The sequence below is a fragment of the Streptomyces sp. NPDC001889 genome, assembly GCF_053594535.1.
This window is the reverse complement of the sequence record NZ_JBSFER010000003.1, coordinates 182,449-197,136: the sequence shown is the minus strand read 5'-3', so window position 1 is coordinate 197,136 and position 14,688 is coordinate 182,449. Positions and strand designations below refer to the sequence as shown.

Here is a 14,688-nt window from a genome sequence, read left to right as displayed (position 1 = left end):
CGGGCCGCAGTGCCGCCATCCGCTTGCGCGTGGCGGGGGCTCTCCTCCTCCTCGCGCACCTGGTGCTCGTCGGGTGGCTGACCCTGCGCCCGCTGGATGTGCCCTGGGTGACGGCGGCGAATCTGGAGCCGCTCGCCAGCGTGAAGGCGCATCTGTCGCTCGGTCCGGCGGAGGCGGTGCGCGGGATAGGCGGCGGGCTGCTGCTGCTGGCGCCCCTGGGGGTGCTGCTGCCGCTGGCGGGCGGGCGGCTGGCGGTCTCGCCGCTGGCGTCGCTGGCCCGGACGGTGGCGGCCGGGGCGCTCCTCTCGCTCGGGATCGAACTGTTCCAGACGGGTGTGCCGGGGCGGGTGCTGAATGTGGACTCGCTGATGCTGAACACGGCCGGGGTCGCGGTCACCCATCTGCTGGTGGTGCCCGCGGCGCGGGCCCGGCTGCGGCGGCGCCGCGCGGTCGCGCCGGTGCTGCCCGGGGTGGGCGAGCAGCCGAGCCGGGCGGCCGGGGGCGCGCGGGCCGCGGGGACCGGCCCCGGCCCCGGGGCCCTGCTGAGGGAGGACGCCCCTCAGGGCCCGACCCCGACGATTTCCAGGGTCGGTATCACCCCGTAGAGCGAGGTTTCGTCCGGCTTGGCGGAGCAGTATGGAGATATCGGGAGGCCGCACACGGAGCGGCTCCCACCGCCCAGCGAAGGAGCCCGCCATGGCCGCACTTGTCCGCCCCCGCGATGGACGCATGATCGGTGGAGTGTGCGCGGGCCTGGCCCGGCGCTTCGGCACATCGGCGACCACCATGCGAGTGATCTTCGTGGCCTCGTGTCTGCTGCCGGGTCCGCAGTTCCTGCTGTACGCGGCGCTGTGGGCGCTGCTGCCGGGCGAGCGGTCGTCCGCCGCATCGGCGAAGACCGCCTGGTAGCGGCTCACGGTCCGCGCACACGGGGAGACGGGGCGCGCACCGCTCAGGCGGTGGGCGCCCCGTCGTGCTGCCGGGCGGCCGTGTCCGGGGAAGGGACGGCCTCCAGGGTGCCGGGGTCAGACGGCCCCGGCGAGACCGGGTGCGGCACCGAGGGCACCCGCGCCGCCGGCGAGGCTGGTGAGCCCGCCGACCAGCGGCAGTCCGCCGATCGGCGCGGCCTGGGTCAGCTGGGCGACCGGGAGGCCGCCGAGCAGGCCGGTGACGGCGTCGGTGGGGGCGCCGGGGGTCATGGCGCGCTGGGCGGCCCCCTGGAGGGTGCCGGGGACGGTGGCGGCGGCCGTGGTCACGGCGGACTTGGCCCCGGCCAGCGACTCGGCGCCGCCCGGGAGGTTGTCGTCGAGACCGTCGGCCGACACCACGCCGGAGATGGTGTCGAGCGAGGTCGCGGAGTCGGGAAAGGCTGCGGGCTCGGCGGAGGCCGCGCCCGCGGCGGCGGCGACGAAGGCGGCACCGAGGGCGGCGACACCGAGAGTCCTGGCAGCAGACTGCTTCATCAGAGGTGTGTCCTTGGGACGGGGGAATATGAGCGGCTCCGCAAGCTAGCCACAGCCCCATCACCGAGGCAAACACCCCGGGGCGGCCGAGTGTTTGACATTCCCGGCGGCCCCGGTGTCCGTGATATCAGCGTTCCGTCGCGGAGGATTCGCTGGTCGCGGCGGTCTGGCGGAACAGCCATTCGGATTTCAGCTCGGCGTATCCGGGCTTGATGACATCATTGATCATCGCCAGTCGTTCATCGAAAGGGATGAAAGCGCTTTTCATTCCGTTGACGGTGAACCACTGCATGTCGTCGAGTGTGTATCCGAAAGCCTCGGTCAGATGCTCGAACTCCCGGCTCATGCTGGTTCCCGACATCAGCCGGTTGTCGGTGTTGACCGTGGCGCGGAAATGCAGTCCGCGGAGCAGCCCGATGGGGTGGGCGGCGTAGGACTCGGCGGCCCCGGTCTGGAGGTTGGAGGTCGGGCAGAGCTCCAGCGGGACGCGCTTGTCCCGGACGTAGGAGGCGAGCCGGCCGAGCTGCACCTGCCCGTCGGGGCCCACCGTGATGTCGTCGATGATCCGCACACCGTGCCCGAGCCGGTCGGCCCCGCACCACTGGAGGGCCTGCCAGATCGACGGCAGGCCGAACGCCTCGCCCGCGTGGATGGTGAAGTGGTTGTTCTCGCGCTTGAGGTACTCGAAGGCGTCGAGATGGCGGGTGGGCGGGAAGCCCGCCTCGGCGCCCGCGATGTCGAAGCCGACGACGCCGGAGTCGCGGTAGCGGTTGGCCAGCTCGGCGATCTCCAGGGCGCGGGCCGCGTGGCGCATGGCGGTGAGGAGCGCGCCGACGCGGATGCGGTGGCCGTTGGCGCGGGCGATCCGCTCGCCCTCGCGGAAGCCGTCGTTGACGGCCTCCACGACCTCTTCGAGGGTGAGCCCGGCCTCCAGGTGCTGTTCGGGGGCGTAGCGGATCTCCGCGTACACCACACCGTCCTCGGCGAGGTCCTCGGCGCACTCGGCGGCGACCCGGAAGAGCGCGTCGCGGGTCTGCATCACGGCGCAGGTGTGGGCGAAGGTCTCCAGATAGCGCTCCAGGGAGCCGGAGTCGGCGGCCTCGCGGAACCAGACGCCGAGCTTGTCCGGCTCGGTCTCGGGGAGCGACTCGTAGCCCGTCGCGCGGGCGATGTCGATGATCGTGCCCGGACGCAGCCCGCCGTCGAGGTGGTCGTGGAGGAGGACCTTCGGGGCGCGGCGGATCTGCTCCGCTGTGGGCGTGTTGAGGGTCTGGCTCGTCATCTGCGAACTCTAGCCCCTACGCGCGTAGAGCGCGCTGGGGAGATTCGTAACAGTGATCGCGCGTACGGGTGGCGTATCGGCCCGCTTCTGAGACTGTTCTGCCATGGCAGAGCGTGTACTGCCCCGATGGTGGGGGCGGACTGAAGAGCGTGGGACGGCGCCGGCGGACCGGGAGGTCCGGCTGGGCCGGGCCTACGGGACCCGTACGGCGGGGGTCGATCCGGTGGTCGGCGGGGTGGTGCTGCTGCTGCCGGACGGCGTGCCCGAGTCGGCGCGCCCGCCGTCGGCACGGTCGTTCGCCCGGATTCTGCCACTGGGGCGGGCGCTGGCACGGGCGGGGCGCGTGGACGGTCTGGTGGTGCACTCGGTGCACTACCGGGCGCGCGGCTGGAACGGCCCCGACGCCGGGCTCGCGGTGGACGCGGCGCGGGCGGCGGACGAGGTGGTGCGGCGGTACGGGGATGTGCCGATCTGTCTCGCGGGGCACGGCTTCGGCGGGCGGGCGGCGCTGCACGCGGCGGACCACCCGGGGGTCGGCGCGGTGCTGGCGCTGGCGCCGTGGCTGCCGGAGGAGGGGCAGGAGCCGGTGCGGCAGCTGGTGGGGCGGCAGGTGATGATCGTGCACGGGACGAATGACGCGCGGACGGAGCCGGATCTGTCGTACCGGCTGGCGGAGCGGGCGAAGAAGGTGAATCGGAGCATATGCCGCTTCGAGGTGCACTCGGACGGGAATGCGCTGCGGCAGCACCACGCGGAGGTGCTGGCGCTGGCGACGGACTTCGTGCTCGGGTCGCTCTTCCCCCACCCGTACTCCCGCCCGGTGGCGGACGCCCTGGCGGCCCCGCCGCCCCTGGGCCTCCGCATGCCCCTGGCGGCGGGCTTCGGCAAGTCCCTGCGCCCGTAGCCGGGGGGGTGCGGGGTGCGGGTTCCCTGTGGCACGGGGTCCGTCCTCAATCGCCGGACAGGCTGGGTTTTGCCCGGGCCACCCGTCAGACGCGAGGTCCGTCCTCAAAACTCCCCCAGAGCCGCCTCCGGGAGGTGCACCCGGACGGGCAGGGTTTGCCCGGGGCACCCGGGTTCGGGGGCTGGGGGGGTTCTTTCGGGTCGGGCCGGGTCGGTGAGCGGGGTCCGGGGCCGTGGATCGCGAGGCGGAGGAGGGAGCCCACACGGAGCGCCGGCGACCGACGACAACGCGGCGAGGCGCGGTGCCGGGGCTCGCGAGCCCGGCACGATCCGAAAGAGACGACCTAGTCCGGGAGGAGTCTGCCTCGGCGGGAGAGGAGGAACTTCTTGAACGCGGCCACCGGCGCGGTGTCGGGGTGGCCGTCGAGCCAGGCGACACCGATCTCGCGGACCGCCCGCGGAGCCGTCACCGTCAGCTCCACCACCCCCGGCCTCGCCACCGCCGGCGGCGGCAGCAGCGCCACCCCCAGCCCCGCCGCCACCAGCCCCCGCAGGGTCTCCGCCTCCTCCCCCTCGAAGGCCACCCTCGGCGTGAACCCCGCCCGCGCGCAGAGGTCGTCGGTGATCCGGCGCAGCCCGTACCCCGGCTCCAGGGTGACGAAGACGTCCTCCGCCGCCTCCGCGAGCCGGATGCGCCTGCGGCGGGCCAGCCGGTGGTCCTCGGGCACCACGAGCCGCAGCCGCTGCTCGTCCAGCCGCCGGGCGACGAGGTCCGGGGCGTCCGGGACCGGCGAGGTGAGGCAGAGATCGAGATCGCCCGAGCGCAGCCCCCCGAGCATCGCCTCCCCATGGTTCTGCACCAGGGTGAACCGGATCTTCGGGTGGTCCGCCCGGAAGGCCCGCAGCAGCCCCGGCACGGTCTCCGACCCCATGGTGTGCAGAAAGCCAAAGGCGACCTTCCCGCCGCCGGGATCGGCGTCCGCGCGGACGGACTCGGCCGCGCGCTCCACCTCGCCGAGGGCGCGCTCCACGGAGGTGAGGAACGTCCGGCCGGCGGGCGTGAGCGAGACCGTGCGCCCCCGGCGCGCGAAGAGGGTGACCCCGAGGTCCCGCTCCAGCCGGACGACGGCCCGGGAGAGGGTCGACTGCGGAACCCCCATCTCCTGCGCGGCGCGGGTCACATGTTCGTGCCGGGCGACCCCGGCGAACCAGGCGAGGCGCGGCGCGAGCAACAGCGCCGTGTCCTCCTCGTGTCCCCCGACGTGTTCCGCGTAACTGCTCTGTGACAGCCGAGGCTGTGAGCTGGACTCATGCACCATGGGAACGATTATGGCCATTCCATGCATTGGACGCATGAAAAGCCGGGACGTACGTTCGAACCATGCCTGCTGCCAGTACCAAGGCGTCCACTCCCGTGGGCGCCGTCGCCGTCACCCCCGTACCCCGGTCCACCGACACCCCCGGCCCCGCCGAGACCCCCGAGTCCGCGGAGTCCGCCGGGGACCCCCTCAGGCCCGAGGCCGCCGCCCCCGGGCAGCTCGCCCCCGGCCGCCCCGGCTACCGCCGGATGAGCCTCGCGCTCTTCGCGGCGGGCATGGCCGCCTTCGCCCTCCTCTACTCCACCCAGGCCCTGCTGCCCGCGATCTCCTCCGGTTTCGGGGTGAGCGCGTCGGCGGCGAGCTGGACGGTCTCGGCCGCCACCGGCGCGCTGGCCCTCTTCGTGCTCCCGCTGAGCGCGCTCTCCGAGCGGTTCGGCCGGCGCACCCTGATGACCGCCTCGCTGTCGGCCGCGGTCGGCCTCGGCCTCCTGGTGCCGTTCGCGCCGAGCCTGGAGTGGCTGGTGGCGCTCCGCACCCTCCAGGGCGCGGCGCTGGCGGGGCTGCCCGCCTCCGCGATGGCGTATCTCGCGGAGGAGGTCCGGCCCAAGGCGCTGATCGCCGCGATCGGCCTCTTCGTCGCGGGCAACAGCGTCGGCGGCATGAGCGGCCGGATCGTCACGGGCTGGGCGGCCCAGCTGTGGGGCTGGCGCGCGGGTCTGCTGGCGGTGGGTCTGCTGGCCCTCGCGGGCGCGGTGGCCTTCCGGCTGCTGCTGCCGAGGGCCCGGCACTTCACCCCCGGGACGCTGAGCCCTCGGGTGCTGGGCCGGACGGTGCGCGGCCATCTCGCCAACCCGCTGCTGCTGCGGCTGTACGCGATCGGCGCGCTCTTCATGACGGTGTTCGGCGCCGTGTACACGGTGATCGGCTACCGGCTGGTCGCGGAGCCCTTCTCGCTCCCCCAGGGCGTCATCGGCTCGATCTTCCTGGTCTATCTCGTGGGTACGGTCTCCTCCGCCGCCGCGGGCTCCCTGGTGGGCCGTCTCGGCCGGCGCGGGGCGCTGTATCTGGCGGTCACCACGACCGCCGCGGGCCTGCTGCTCTCGCTGGCCGACTCGCTGGCCGCGGTGCTGGCCGGCCTGGTGCTGATCACCGCCGGTTTCTTCGCCGGTCACGCGGTCGCCTCGTCGTCGGTGAGCCGCACGGCCACCACCGGCCGCGCCCAGGCGTCGGCGCTGTACCAGTCGGTCTACTACCTGGGCTCCAGCGTCGGCGGCACGCTCGGCGCGGTCGCCTTCCACGCGGGGGGCTGGGCCGGCACGGTCGGCCTGGGCCTGCTGGCGGTGCTCGGCGTCGTCTCGATCACGCTGTACGGGACCCGGGTGGCGCGGGCCGAGGCGCGCGGCCCGCTGAGGGTCTCGGCCGTCGCGGCGCGCGGCTGACCCCGGGTCCGGCCAAAGATCGCTCCCTGTAGCGGGATTGAGACATATTCAGCACAACTCCCACCCCCCGACAGCCGTCAAATGGTACAAGCCAGAGCGAACGCGACGGCGCACGAGGGGATGTGGGGAACGTGGGGAAGTCAAGAGAGGTACGCGGGGTACGCGGGGCGGCGCGCGGCACGGCGGCCCGGCGGGCGGGGATCGCGCTGGGGCTCACGGGCCTGGTGGTTCCGCTGACGGTGGCGCTGGGCAGCACGCCCGCCACGGCCGCCGCGGCCTGCACGGCGACGGCGGGGCCGCATCAGAAGCAGGTGGAGAAGTTCCTCGGGCGGACGGTGGACGGCAGGCAGTCGGTCGCCGACTGCAAGGCGATCCGGTCGTTCCAGACCACGCACGGGATCACTCCGGCGGCCGGCTACGCGGGCCCGCTGACCTGGCAGACGATGAACACGATCCTCCAGCAGCGGGCGGCGGGGAAGACCCCCAACAAGGCGGGCAAGTGCCCGGTGAACAAGGGCCGGATCGCCTGTGTGGACCTGACCCGCCAGCTGAGCTGGATTCAGGACGGCAAGAAGCTGAAGGCCGGGCCGTTCCCGGTGCGCACGGGCAAGAACGGCACCGAGACCAGGACCGGCGCCAAGAAGATCTACTGGCGGAACATCGACCACTTCTCGTCGATCTACAAGGTCAAGATGCCGTACGCGCAGTTCTTCGACGGCGGCCAGGCATTCCATTCGGTGACGAAGTCGATGTGGAACCCACCGGGCTCGGGCGGCTGCGTCAATATGCGTCCCGCCGACGCCAAGACGTACTGGAATCTGCTGAGGAACGGCGATGACGTGTACGTCTACGGACGGAAGCCCGGAACCTGAGCCCCCACTGTCAGTCCGCTCCTGTAGGTTCCCCAGAGCTGGTGACAATGGGCGACAGGGGTGGACCCGATGGGTGATCTGGCAACAACCGAAAACCTGGATGCCGAGCTGGAGAAGTACCGCCGGGAACTGACGGGCTACTGCTACCGCATGCTCGGCTCGTCCTTCGAGGCGGAGGACGCCGTACAGGACACCATGGTCCGGGCCTGGCGGAATCTGGAGAAGTTCGAGGGGCGTTCGTCGCTGCGGTCCTGGCTCTACCGCATCGCGACGAACGTCTGTCTCGACATGCTGAGCGCCGGCAACCGCCGGGCCCGCCCGATGGATCTGTCGGGGCCGACGCCCGTGGCGCAGGCCCAGCTGAACACCCGCCCCGAGGCGACCTGGCTGGAGCCGGTGCCGGACGGGCGGGTGCTGCCGTCGGTGGCGGACCCGGCGGAGCGGGCGGTGGAGCGGGAGACGATCCGGCTGGCGTTCATCGCCGCGCTCCAGCATCTGCCGCCGAAGCAGCGCGCGGTGCTGATCCTCCGCGAGGTGCTGGCGTGGAAGGCGGTGGAGGTGGCGGAGCTGCTGGAGACCTCCGTCGCGTCGGTGAACAGCGCCCTCCAGCGGGCGCGGGCGACGCTGGCCGAGTCGCCGCCGGCCGAGGCCGAGACGGCGAACCCGCTGGACGAGGAGCAGCGCAAGCTGCTGGAGCGCTATGTGGCGGCCTTCGAGGGATACGACATGGAGGCCCTGAAGCAGGTCCTCCACGACGACGCCACGCTCTCCATGCCCCCGTACGACCTGTGGCTCCAGGGCCACGAGAACATCATCGGCTGGTTCCTGGGCGTGGGTTCGGTGTGCCGCGGCTCGCGGCTCGTCCCGACGGTGGCCAACGGCATGCCCGCCTTCGCGCACTACCACGCGGCGGAGGACGGCGACGGGCATGTCCCCTGGGCGCTGATGATCATGGATATCCGGGACGGAAGGATCGCCGGAATCCATTCGTTCCTGGACACGGCGCGGTGGTTCCCGCTCTTCGAGCTGCCGGAGCGGCTGCCGAAGGAGACGGGCTGACCCAGGGCTGGCGGGGCCGGTCTCAGCCGGCCTCGGCCAGCACCCCGAGCCCCAGCAGACCGAGGAGGGCCAGCAGCTCCGGCCCGGCGCCCCGCAGCCGTGTCCGGCAGCCGAGCCGCCGGGCCGTGAGCCGCAGCCGGGCGAGCGCCTCCACGGCGGCGAGGTCGGCCGGGGCCAGCGCCCCCACCTCGCAGATCACCTCGGTGGCGGCGGTCTCGGCGGCCCGTGCGCTCAACTCCTCGCACAGCCGGGACACATCTCCCGGGAGCACCCGGCCGGAGATGCGCACAACGACAGTTCCTGTGGTGTCCACACCAAGGAGACTGCCCGGGTGCGCGGAACTCATCGCCGGGCGATCCCGGGCCGGCCGGGGTCGCCCGGGCCGGGCCGGCCCGGGCGAGCCGGGAGCGCGTCAGGCGATGCGGTCCAGCACGATCGGGTCCGGGGTGAAGGCCGTACCCGCCGGGGCGATGTCGAAGGAGGAGTCCAGGGACTTCAGGGCGTACGCGAACTTCTCCGGGGTGTCGGTGTGCAGGGTCAGCAGGGGCTGGCCCGCGGCCACCGTGTCACCGGGCTTGGCGTGGATCTCGACGCCGGCACCCGCCTGGACGGGGTCCTCCTTGCGGGCGCGGCCGGCGCCCAGACGCCAGGCGGCGACGCCGATGTCGTACGCGTCGAGCCGGGTCAGCACACCCGATGCGGGGGCGGTGACGATCTGCCGTTCGCGGGCGACCGGCAGGGCCGCGTCCGGGTCGCCGCCCTGGGCGGAGATCATCCGGCGCCAGACGTCCATCGCGGAGCCGTCGGCGAGCGCCCGCTCCGGGTCGGCGTCCCGCAGTCCGGCCGCGTCCAGCATCTCGCGGGCGAGCGCCAGCGTCAGCTCGACCACATCGGCCGGGCCGCCGCCCGCCAGGACCTCGACGGACTCACGGACCTCCAGGGCGTTGCCGGCGGTGCGGCCGAGCGGCGTGGACATGTCGGTGAGCAGGGCGACGGTCCGCACCCCGCTGTCGGTGCCCAGCGCCACCATGGTGGAGGCCAGCTCCCGGGCGTCCTCGATGTTCTTCATGAACGCGCCGGTGCCGGCCTTGACGTCGAGGACCAGCGAACCGGTGCCCTCGGCGATCTTCTTCGACATGATCGAGGAGGCGATCAGCGGGATGGCCTCGACCGTGCCGGTGACATCGCGCAGCGCGTACAGCTTCTTGTCGGCGGGGGCCAGACCGTCGCCCGCCGCGCAGATCACCGCGCCGGTGGTGTCCAGGACGTGCAGCATCTCCTCGTTGGAGAGCAGCGCCCGCCAGCCGGGGATGGACTCCAGCTTGTCCAGGGTGCCGCCGGTGTGGCCGAGGCCGCGCCCGGAGAGCTGCGGCACGGCGGCCCCGCAGGCGGCGACCAGCGGCGCCAGCGGGAGGGTGATCTTGTCGCCGACGCCGCCGGTGGAGTGCTTGTCCGCGGTGGGCCGGGAGAGCGCGTCGAAGTTCATCCGCTCGCCGGAGGCGATCATCGCGGCGGTCCAGCGGGCGATCTCCGTACGGTTCATCCCGTTCAGCAGGATCGCCATCGCCAGCGCGGACATCTGCTCGTCGGCGACCTCACCGCGGGTGTAGGCGTCGATGACCCAGTCGATCTGCCCGGGGCTCAGCTCCCCCCGGTCCCGCTTGGTGCGGATGACGGAGATGACGTCCATGGAATTCCTCCAGAGTGCAGGCTCACCGCGCTCTACGCGCATAGAGATCGAGGGTAAAGGCCGCGGCCCCTCCATCGGGACGGAGGGGCCGCGGTCAGGGGGTCACGCGAGGTGCTGGGGACCGAAGGCCTGGGGGAGCATCTCCGCCAGGGTCACGATCCCGCCGGGGGTGTCGAGCAGCAGCCCGCCCCCGCCGAACTCGTACAGCAGCTGACGGCACCGGCCGCACGGCACCAGGCTCTCGCCCCGGCCGTCCACACAGGTGAAGTGGGTCAGCCGGCCGCCGCCGGTGGCCTGGAGCCGGGAGACGAGCCCGCACTCGGCGCAGAGCGAGAGGCCGTAGGAGGCGTTCTCGACATTGCAGCCGGTGACCGTGCGGCCGTCGTCCACCCGGGCGGCGACCCCGACCGGGAAGCCCGAGTAGGGCGCGTACGCGTGGGTCATGGCCTCGCGCGCATGGGCCCGCAGGGCCTCCCAGTCGAACGGGGCCCGGGTCACTTGCCCTGCCCCTTGCGGTAGCGCATGCCGTCCGCCTTGGGCATCCGCAGCCGTTGCGCGGAGAGCGAGAGGACCAGCAGCGTCACCACGTACGGGGTGGCGGTCACGAACTCGTTCGGAACCGTGTCCGTGGCCAGGTACCAGACCAGCACCAGGGCGGCGACGGCGGCGCTGACCGAGGCCTGGACCATGTTCTTGCGGGTGAACTTCCAGATCGCGAGAGCGATGAGCACGATCACGAGGAGCAGCAGGAGCGCGTGGACGGTCTGGCCGCCGTTGCGCAGCTGGAGCGCGTCGGTGAAGCCGAAGAGACCGGCGCCCATGGCGAGCCCGCCGGGCCGCCAGTTGCCGAAGATCATCGCGGCGAGACCGATGTAGCCGCGCCCGCCGGTCTGGCCCTCGTTGTAGATGTGCGCGGTGACCAGCGACAGGAACGCGCCGCCGAGTCCGGCCATACCGCCGGAGACGATCACGGCGATGTACTTGTACTTGTAGACATTGACGCCCAGCGACTCGGCGGCGATCGGGTTCTCACCGCAGGAGCGCAGCCGCAGACCGAACGAGGTCCGCCAGAGGACGAAGAACGTCATCACGAAGAGCGCCACGGCCACCAGGGTCAGCAGCGACAGATTGGTGACCAGACCGCCGAGGATGCCCGCCAGGTCCGAGACGAGGAACCAGTGGTGGCCCTCGATCGTGCCGAGCCAGTCGGAGAGACCCGGCACGGTGATGGAGGTGATGTCGTCGGAGGGCGGGGACTGCTTGGGGCTGCCGCCCGCCGCCGCGGCCTCGCCGCTGTTGAACCAGAGCTTGGCGAAGTAGGTGGTGAAACCGACGGCCAGGATGTTGATCGCGATACCGGAGATGATGTGGTCGACACCGAAGGTGACGGTGGCGACCGCGTGCAGCAGACCGCCGAGCATGCCGCCCAGCACACCGCAGAGCACACCGATCCACGGGTCGGTCTGCCAGCCGGCCCAGGCGCCGAAGAAGGTGCCCAGGATCATCATGCCCTCAAGGCCGATGTTGACCACGCCCGCGCGCTCGGCCCACAGACCGCCGAGACCGGCGAGACCGATCGGCACCGCCAGCGCCAGCGCGGCGCTGATCAGTCCGGCGGAGGTGAGGTCCTGGGCGCCGGTGACGGCGCGGACCGCGGAGAGGACCAGCAGCCCGCCCGCGATGATCAGCAGGATGACCGGGAAGGACAGGCGGGTACGGCCGCCCTTGCCACCGCTCACCTTGGGGGCGGCGGCGGGGGGCGGGGTGGAAGTCGCCGTGACGCTCACGCCGACACCTCCTGCTTCTCGGAGTTACGGGCCTGTGCGGCGAGCTTCGCGCCGACCTGCCGCTGCTGGCGCTTGAGGCCGTAGCGGCGCACCACTTCGTACGCGATGACCACACAGAGGACGATCACGCCCTGGATGACGCCGACGATCTCCTTGTCGTAGCCCTGGAATTCGAGCTGGCCGCTGCCGCGCTCCAGGAAGGCCCAGAGGAGCGCGCCAAGGGCGATGCCGACGGGGTGGTTGCGGCCGAGGAGGGCGATGGCGATACCGGTGAAGCCGATACCGACGGGGAAGTCGCCGCTGTACTCGTAACTGTCGTTGAGCAGCGTCGGCATACCGACCAGACCGGCGACGGCGCCGGAGATCAGCATGGAGGTGACGACCATCTTCTTGACGTTCACACCGCTGGCCTCGGCGGCGGAGCCGGACTGGCCGACCGTGCGCAGATCGAAGCCGAAGCGGGTGCGGGAGAGGGTGAACCAGTAGGCGACGCCGGCGAGGGCCGCGACCACGATGAAGCCCCAGATGGGCCCGGTGGCGGTCGGGAACTCGAAGAAGTGCGAGGACTCCGGGATCGGCTTGGTGGAGATCTTCGTACCGGCGCTGTCCAGATGGCCGAGGCGGCCGGACTGGAGGAGATAGCCGATGATCGCGGTGGCGATGGCGTTCAGCATGATCGTGGAGACGACCTCGCTGACTCCCCGGGTGACCTTGAGGACACCGGCGATACCGGCCCACATCGCGCCGACGGTCATCGCGCAGAGGATGATCAGCGGGATCTGGATCGGGCCGGGCAGGGTCAGCGCGCCGCCGAGGGCGGCGGCGAAGAACGCGGCGAGGCGGTACTGGCCGTCGACGCCGATGTTGAACAGGTTCATCCGGAAGCCGAGGGCGACCGCGAGACCTGCCAGGTAGTAGGTGGTGGCCTTGTTCAGGATGTAGACCTGGCTGTCCGCCTTCGACCCGTAGTCGAACATGATGCTGAAGGCGTTGAACGGCTCCTTGCCGGTGGCCAGCAGCACCACGCCGGTGACCACGAACGCGACCACGATCGCGAGCAGCGGGGCGGCGAGCCCCAGGAGCACCCGCTCCTTGTCGAACTTCTTCATCGGTCCTCTCCCCCGTCCCGGGGGTTGTCCGCGCCGTCGGCGGAACCGGGCTCCGCGGGGGCTTCGAGATGGCCGGTGACCGCGCCGGTCATGGCCGACCCCAGCTCCTCCGGGGTGATGGTGGCGGGGTCGGCGTCCGCGACCAGCCGGCCCCGGTACATCACCCGCAGGGTGTCGGAGAGCCCGATCAGCTCGTCCAGGTCGGCGGAGATCAGCAGGACCGCCAGGCCCTCCCGGCGCGCCTCGCGGATCTGGTCCCAGATCTGCGCCTGCGCGCCGACGTCCACACCGCGGGTGGGGTGGGCGGCGATCAGCAGCTTGGGGTGGTGGCTCATCTCGCGGCCGACGATCAGCTTCTGCTGGTTGCCGCCGGAGAGGGAGGCCGCGGTGACGTCGATGCCCGGGGTGCGCACGTCGTACTCGCGCACGATCCGCGCGGTGTCGGCGCGGGCCGCCTTGATGTCGAGGAAGGCGCCCCTGGTGTTGGGCTTCTCGGTGACATGGCCGAGGATGCGGTTCTCCCACAGCGGGGCTTCCAGCAGCAGGCCGTGGCGGTGGCGGTCCTCGGGGATGACCGCCATCCCGTTCTCACGGCGCTTGCGGGTCGGCGTCTGCGAGATGTCCGCGCCGTCGAGGGTGAGCACACCGGAGTCCAGCGTCCGCATGCCCATGATGGCCTCGACCAGCTCGGACTGGCCGTTGCCCTCCACACCCGCGATGCCGAGGACCTCGCCCTTGTGGATGGTGAAGTCGATGCCGTCGAGCACCGCGCGGACGACGCCGTCGGGGTCGGTGGCGGTCAGCCGCAGCTCCTCGATCCGGAGCATCGGCACATCGGTGACGGTGGACTCACGGGTCTCGGGCGAGGGCAGCTCGCTGCCGACCATCAGCTCGGCGAGCTGCTTGGGGGTGGTGGAGGCGGGGTCGGCGGTGCCGACCGTGGTGCCGCGGCGGATGACGGTGATGTCGTCCGCGACCGAGAGCACCTCCCCGAGCTTGTGCGAGATGAAGATGACCGTGAGGCCCTCGGCCTTCAGCTCCCGCAGATTGTCGAAGAGGGCGTCGACCTCCTGCGGGACGAGGACGGCGGTCGGCTCGTCGAGGATCAGGGTGCGCGCGCCGCGGTAGAGGACCTTGAGGATCTCCACCCGCTGGCGGTCGGCGACACCGAGGTCCTCGACATGGACGTCGGGCCGGACGTTCAGGCCGTACGCGTCCGAGATCTCCTTGATCTTCGCGCGGGCCCGGTCGCCGATCCCGTACAGCTTCTCGGAGCCGAGGACGACGTTTTCGAGGACGGTGAGGTAGTCCGCGAGCATGAAGTGCTGGTGCACCATGCCGATGCCCTGGGCGATGGCCTCTCCGGGGTTGGAGAAGGAGACCTGCTCACCGTCGACCGCGATGGTGCCCTCGTCCGGCTTCTGCATGCCGTAGAGGATCTTCATCAGAGTGGACTTGCCCGCGCCGTTCTCGCCGACGAGGGCGTGCACGGTGCCACGGGTCACGGTGATGTCGATGTCGTGGTTGGCCACGACCCCGGGGAATCGTTTGGTGATGCCGCGGAGCTCTACGGCATGGGGACTGCTGGACGCTTTGATGGCGCACTCTCCAGGACAGGAGTGGAGGAGCAGAGGCGGTGGTGGCGAAAACTACCGCGTAGCTGCCCGCAGCTGGGAAACTACGCGCGTAGCGTCGCCAATTGGTCGAAGAGCCGGACGCGCTCGCCGGACGCGGTACGTGCGACGGGGCCCGGAAGGGCGGCACA

General features: G+C 71.8%; 15 protein-coding genes. 6 read left to right on the top strand and 9 right to left on the bottom strand.

The window, feature by feature from the left end:
• Positions 1–29: 29 nt before the first annotated feature.
• Positions 30–605, top strand: a complete 576-nt coding sequence (locus ACWCRA_RS04370) for a VanZ family protein (protein ID WP_451066825.1) — start codon at positions 30–32, stop codon at positions 603–605.
• A gap of 91 nt (positions 606–696) precedes the next feature.
• Positions 697–909, top strand: a complete 213-nt coding sequence (locus ACWCRA_RS04365; protein ID WP_351559319.1) for a PspC domain-containing protein — start codon at positions 697–699, stop codon at positions 907–909.
• A gap of 116 nt (positions 910–1,025) precedes the next feature.
• Here ACWCRA_RS04365 and ACWCRA_RS04360 read toward each other — a convergent pair whose 3' ends face one another.
• Complete coding sequence (locus tag ACWCRA_RS04360) at positions 1,026–1,463, bottom strand: ATP-binding protein (protein WP_351559131.1); 438 nt, start codon at positions 1,461–1,463, stop codon at positions 1,026–1,028.
• 127 nt (positions 1,464–1,590) lie between these two features.
• The gene (locus tag ACWCRA_RS04355; protein ID WP_351559133.1) at positions 1,591–2,745 is read right to left on the bottom strand and encodes an adenosine deaminase; all 1,155 of its coding nucleotides are present in this window, start codon (positions 2,743–2,745) and stop codon (positions 1,591–1,593) included.
• Positions 2,746–2,848: 103 nt separating this feature from the next.
• Between ACWCRA_RS04355 and ACWCRA_RS04350 the strand changes: the two genes are divergently transcribed.
• Positions 2,849–3,649, top strand: coding sequence for an alpha/beta hydrolase (locus ACWCRA_RS04350; protein WP_451066824.1), 801 nt, complete (start codon positions 2,849–2,851; stop codon positions 3,647–3,649).
• Positions 3,650–3,992: 343 nt separating this feature from the next.
• Here the strand turns inward: ACWCRA_RS04350 and ACWCRA_RS04345 are convergent, their stop codons facing one another.
• Entirely contained in the window at positions 3,993–4,967 is a 975-nt protein-coding gene (locus ACWCRA_RS04345; protein WP_351559137.1) for a LysR family transcriptional regulator, read from the bottom strand.
• A gap of 62 nt (positions 4,968–5,029) precedes the next feature.
• Between ACWCRA_RS04345 and ACWCRA_RS04340 the strand changes: the two genes are divergently transcribed.
• The 3 genes from ACWCRA_RS04340 (at position 5,030) to ACWCRA_RS04330 (ending at position 8,337) form a co-directional block, all read left to right on the top strand.
• Positions 5,030–6,406, top strand: coding sequence for an MFS transporter (locus tag ACWCRA_RS04340; protein ID WP_451066823.1), 1,377 nt, complete (start codon positions 5,030–5,032; stop codon positions 6,404–6,406).
• A 221-nt stretch (positions 6,407–6,627) separates the two neighbouring features.
• Complete coding sequence (locus ACWCRA_RS04335) at positions 6,628–7,278, top strand: L,D-transpeptidase family protein (protein ID WP_451066877.1); 651 nt, start codon at positions 6,628–6,630, stop codon at positions 7,276–7,278.
• 69 nt (positions 7,279–7,347) lie between these two features.
• On the top strand, positions 7,348–8,337 hold the full coding sequence (locus ACWCRA_RS04330; RefSeq protein ID WP_351559141.1) for a sigma-70 family RNA polymerase sigma factor: 990 nt from the start codon (positions 7,348–7,350) through the stop codon (positions 8,335–8,337).
• Positions 8,338–8,359: 22 nt separating this feature from the next.
• Here the strand turns inward: ACWCRA_RS04330 and ACWCRA_RS04325 are convergent, their stop codons facing one another.
• The 6 genes from ACWCRA_RS04325 to ACWCRA_RS04300 form a co-directional block, all read right to left on the bottom strand.
• A complete protein-coding gene (locus tag ACWCRA_RS04325) occupies positions 8,360–8,650 on the bottom strand; it encodes an STAS domain-containing protein (protein WP_351559143.1) in 291 nt (96 codons plus the stop codon).
• Positions 8,651–8,749: 99 nt separating this feature from the next.
• On the bottom strand, positions 8,750–10,027 hold the full coding sequence (locus ACWCRA_RS04320; protein ID WP_351559145.1) for a thymidine phosphorylase: 1,278 nt from the start codon (positions 10,025–10,027) through the stop codon (positions 8,750–8,752).
• A gap of 102 nt (positions 10,028–10,129) precedes the next feature.
• Positions 10,130–10,525, bottom strand: a complete 396-nt coding sequence (locus tag ACWCRA_RS04315; protein WP_351559147.1) for a cytidine deaminase — start codon at positions 10,523–10,525, stop codon at positions 10,130–10,132.
• Positions 10,522–11,814 carry an ABC transporter permease gene (locus ACWCRA_RS04310; protein ID WP_351559149.1) on the bottom strand — a complete coding sequence of 431 codons (1,293 nt, stop codon included), beginning with the start codon at positions 11,812–11,814 and terminating at the stop codon, positions 10,522–10,524. The genes ACWCRA_RS04315 and ACWCRA_RS04310 overlap by 4 nt, the downstream gene beginning before the upstream one ends.
• Positions 11,811–12,923, bottom strand: a complete 1,113-nt coding sequence (locus tag ACWCRA_RS04305; protein WP_351559151.1) for an ABC transporter permease — start codon at positions 12,921–12,923, stop codon at positions 11,811–11,813. Before ACWCRA_RS04305 ends, ACWCRA_RS04310 begins: the two co-directional genes overlap by 4 nt.
• The gene (locus tag ACWCRA_RS04300) at positions 12,920–14,554 is read right to left on the bottom strand and encodes an ABC transporter ATP-binding protein (RefSeq protein WP_351559157.1); all 1,635 of its coding nucleotides are present in this window, start codon (positions 14,552–14,554) and stop codon (positions 12,920–12,922) included. The genes ACWCRA_RS04305 and ACWCRA_RS04300 overlap by 4 nt, the downstream gene beginning before the upstream one ends.
• Positions 14,555–14,688: the final 134 nt, after the last annotated feature.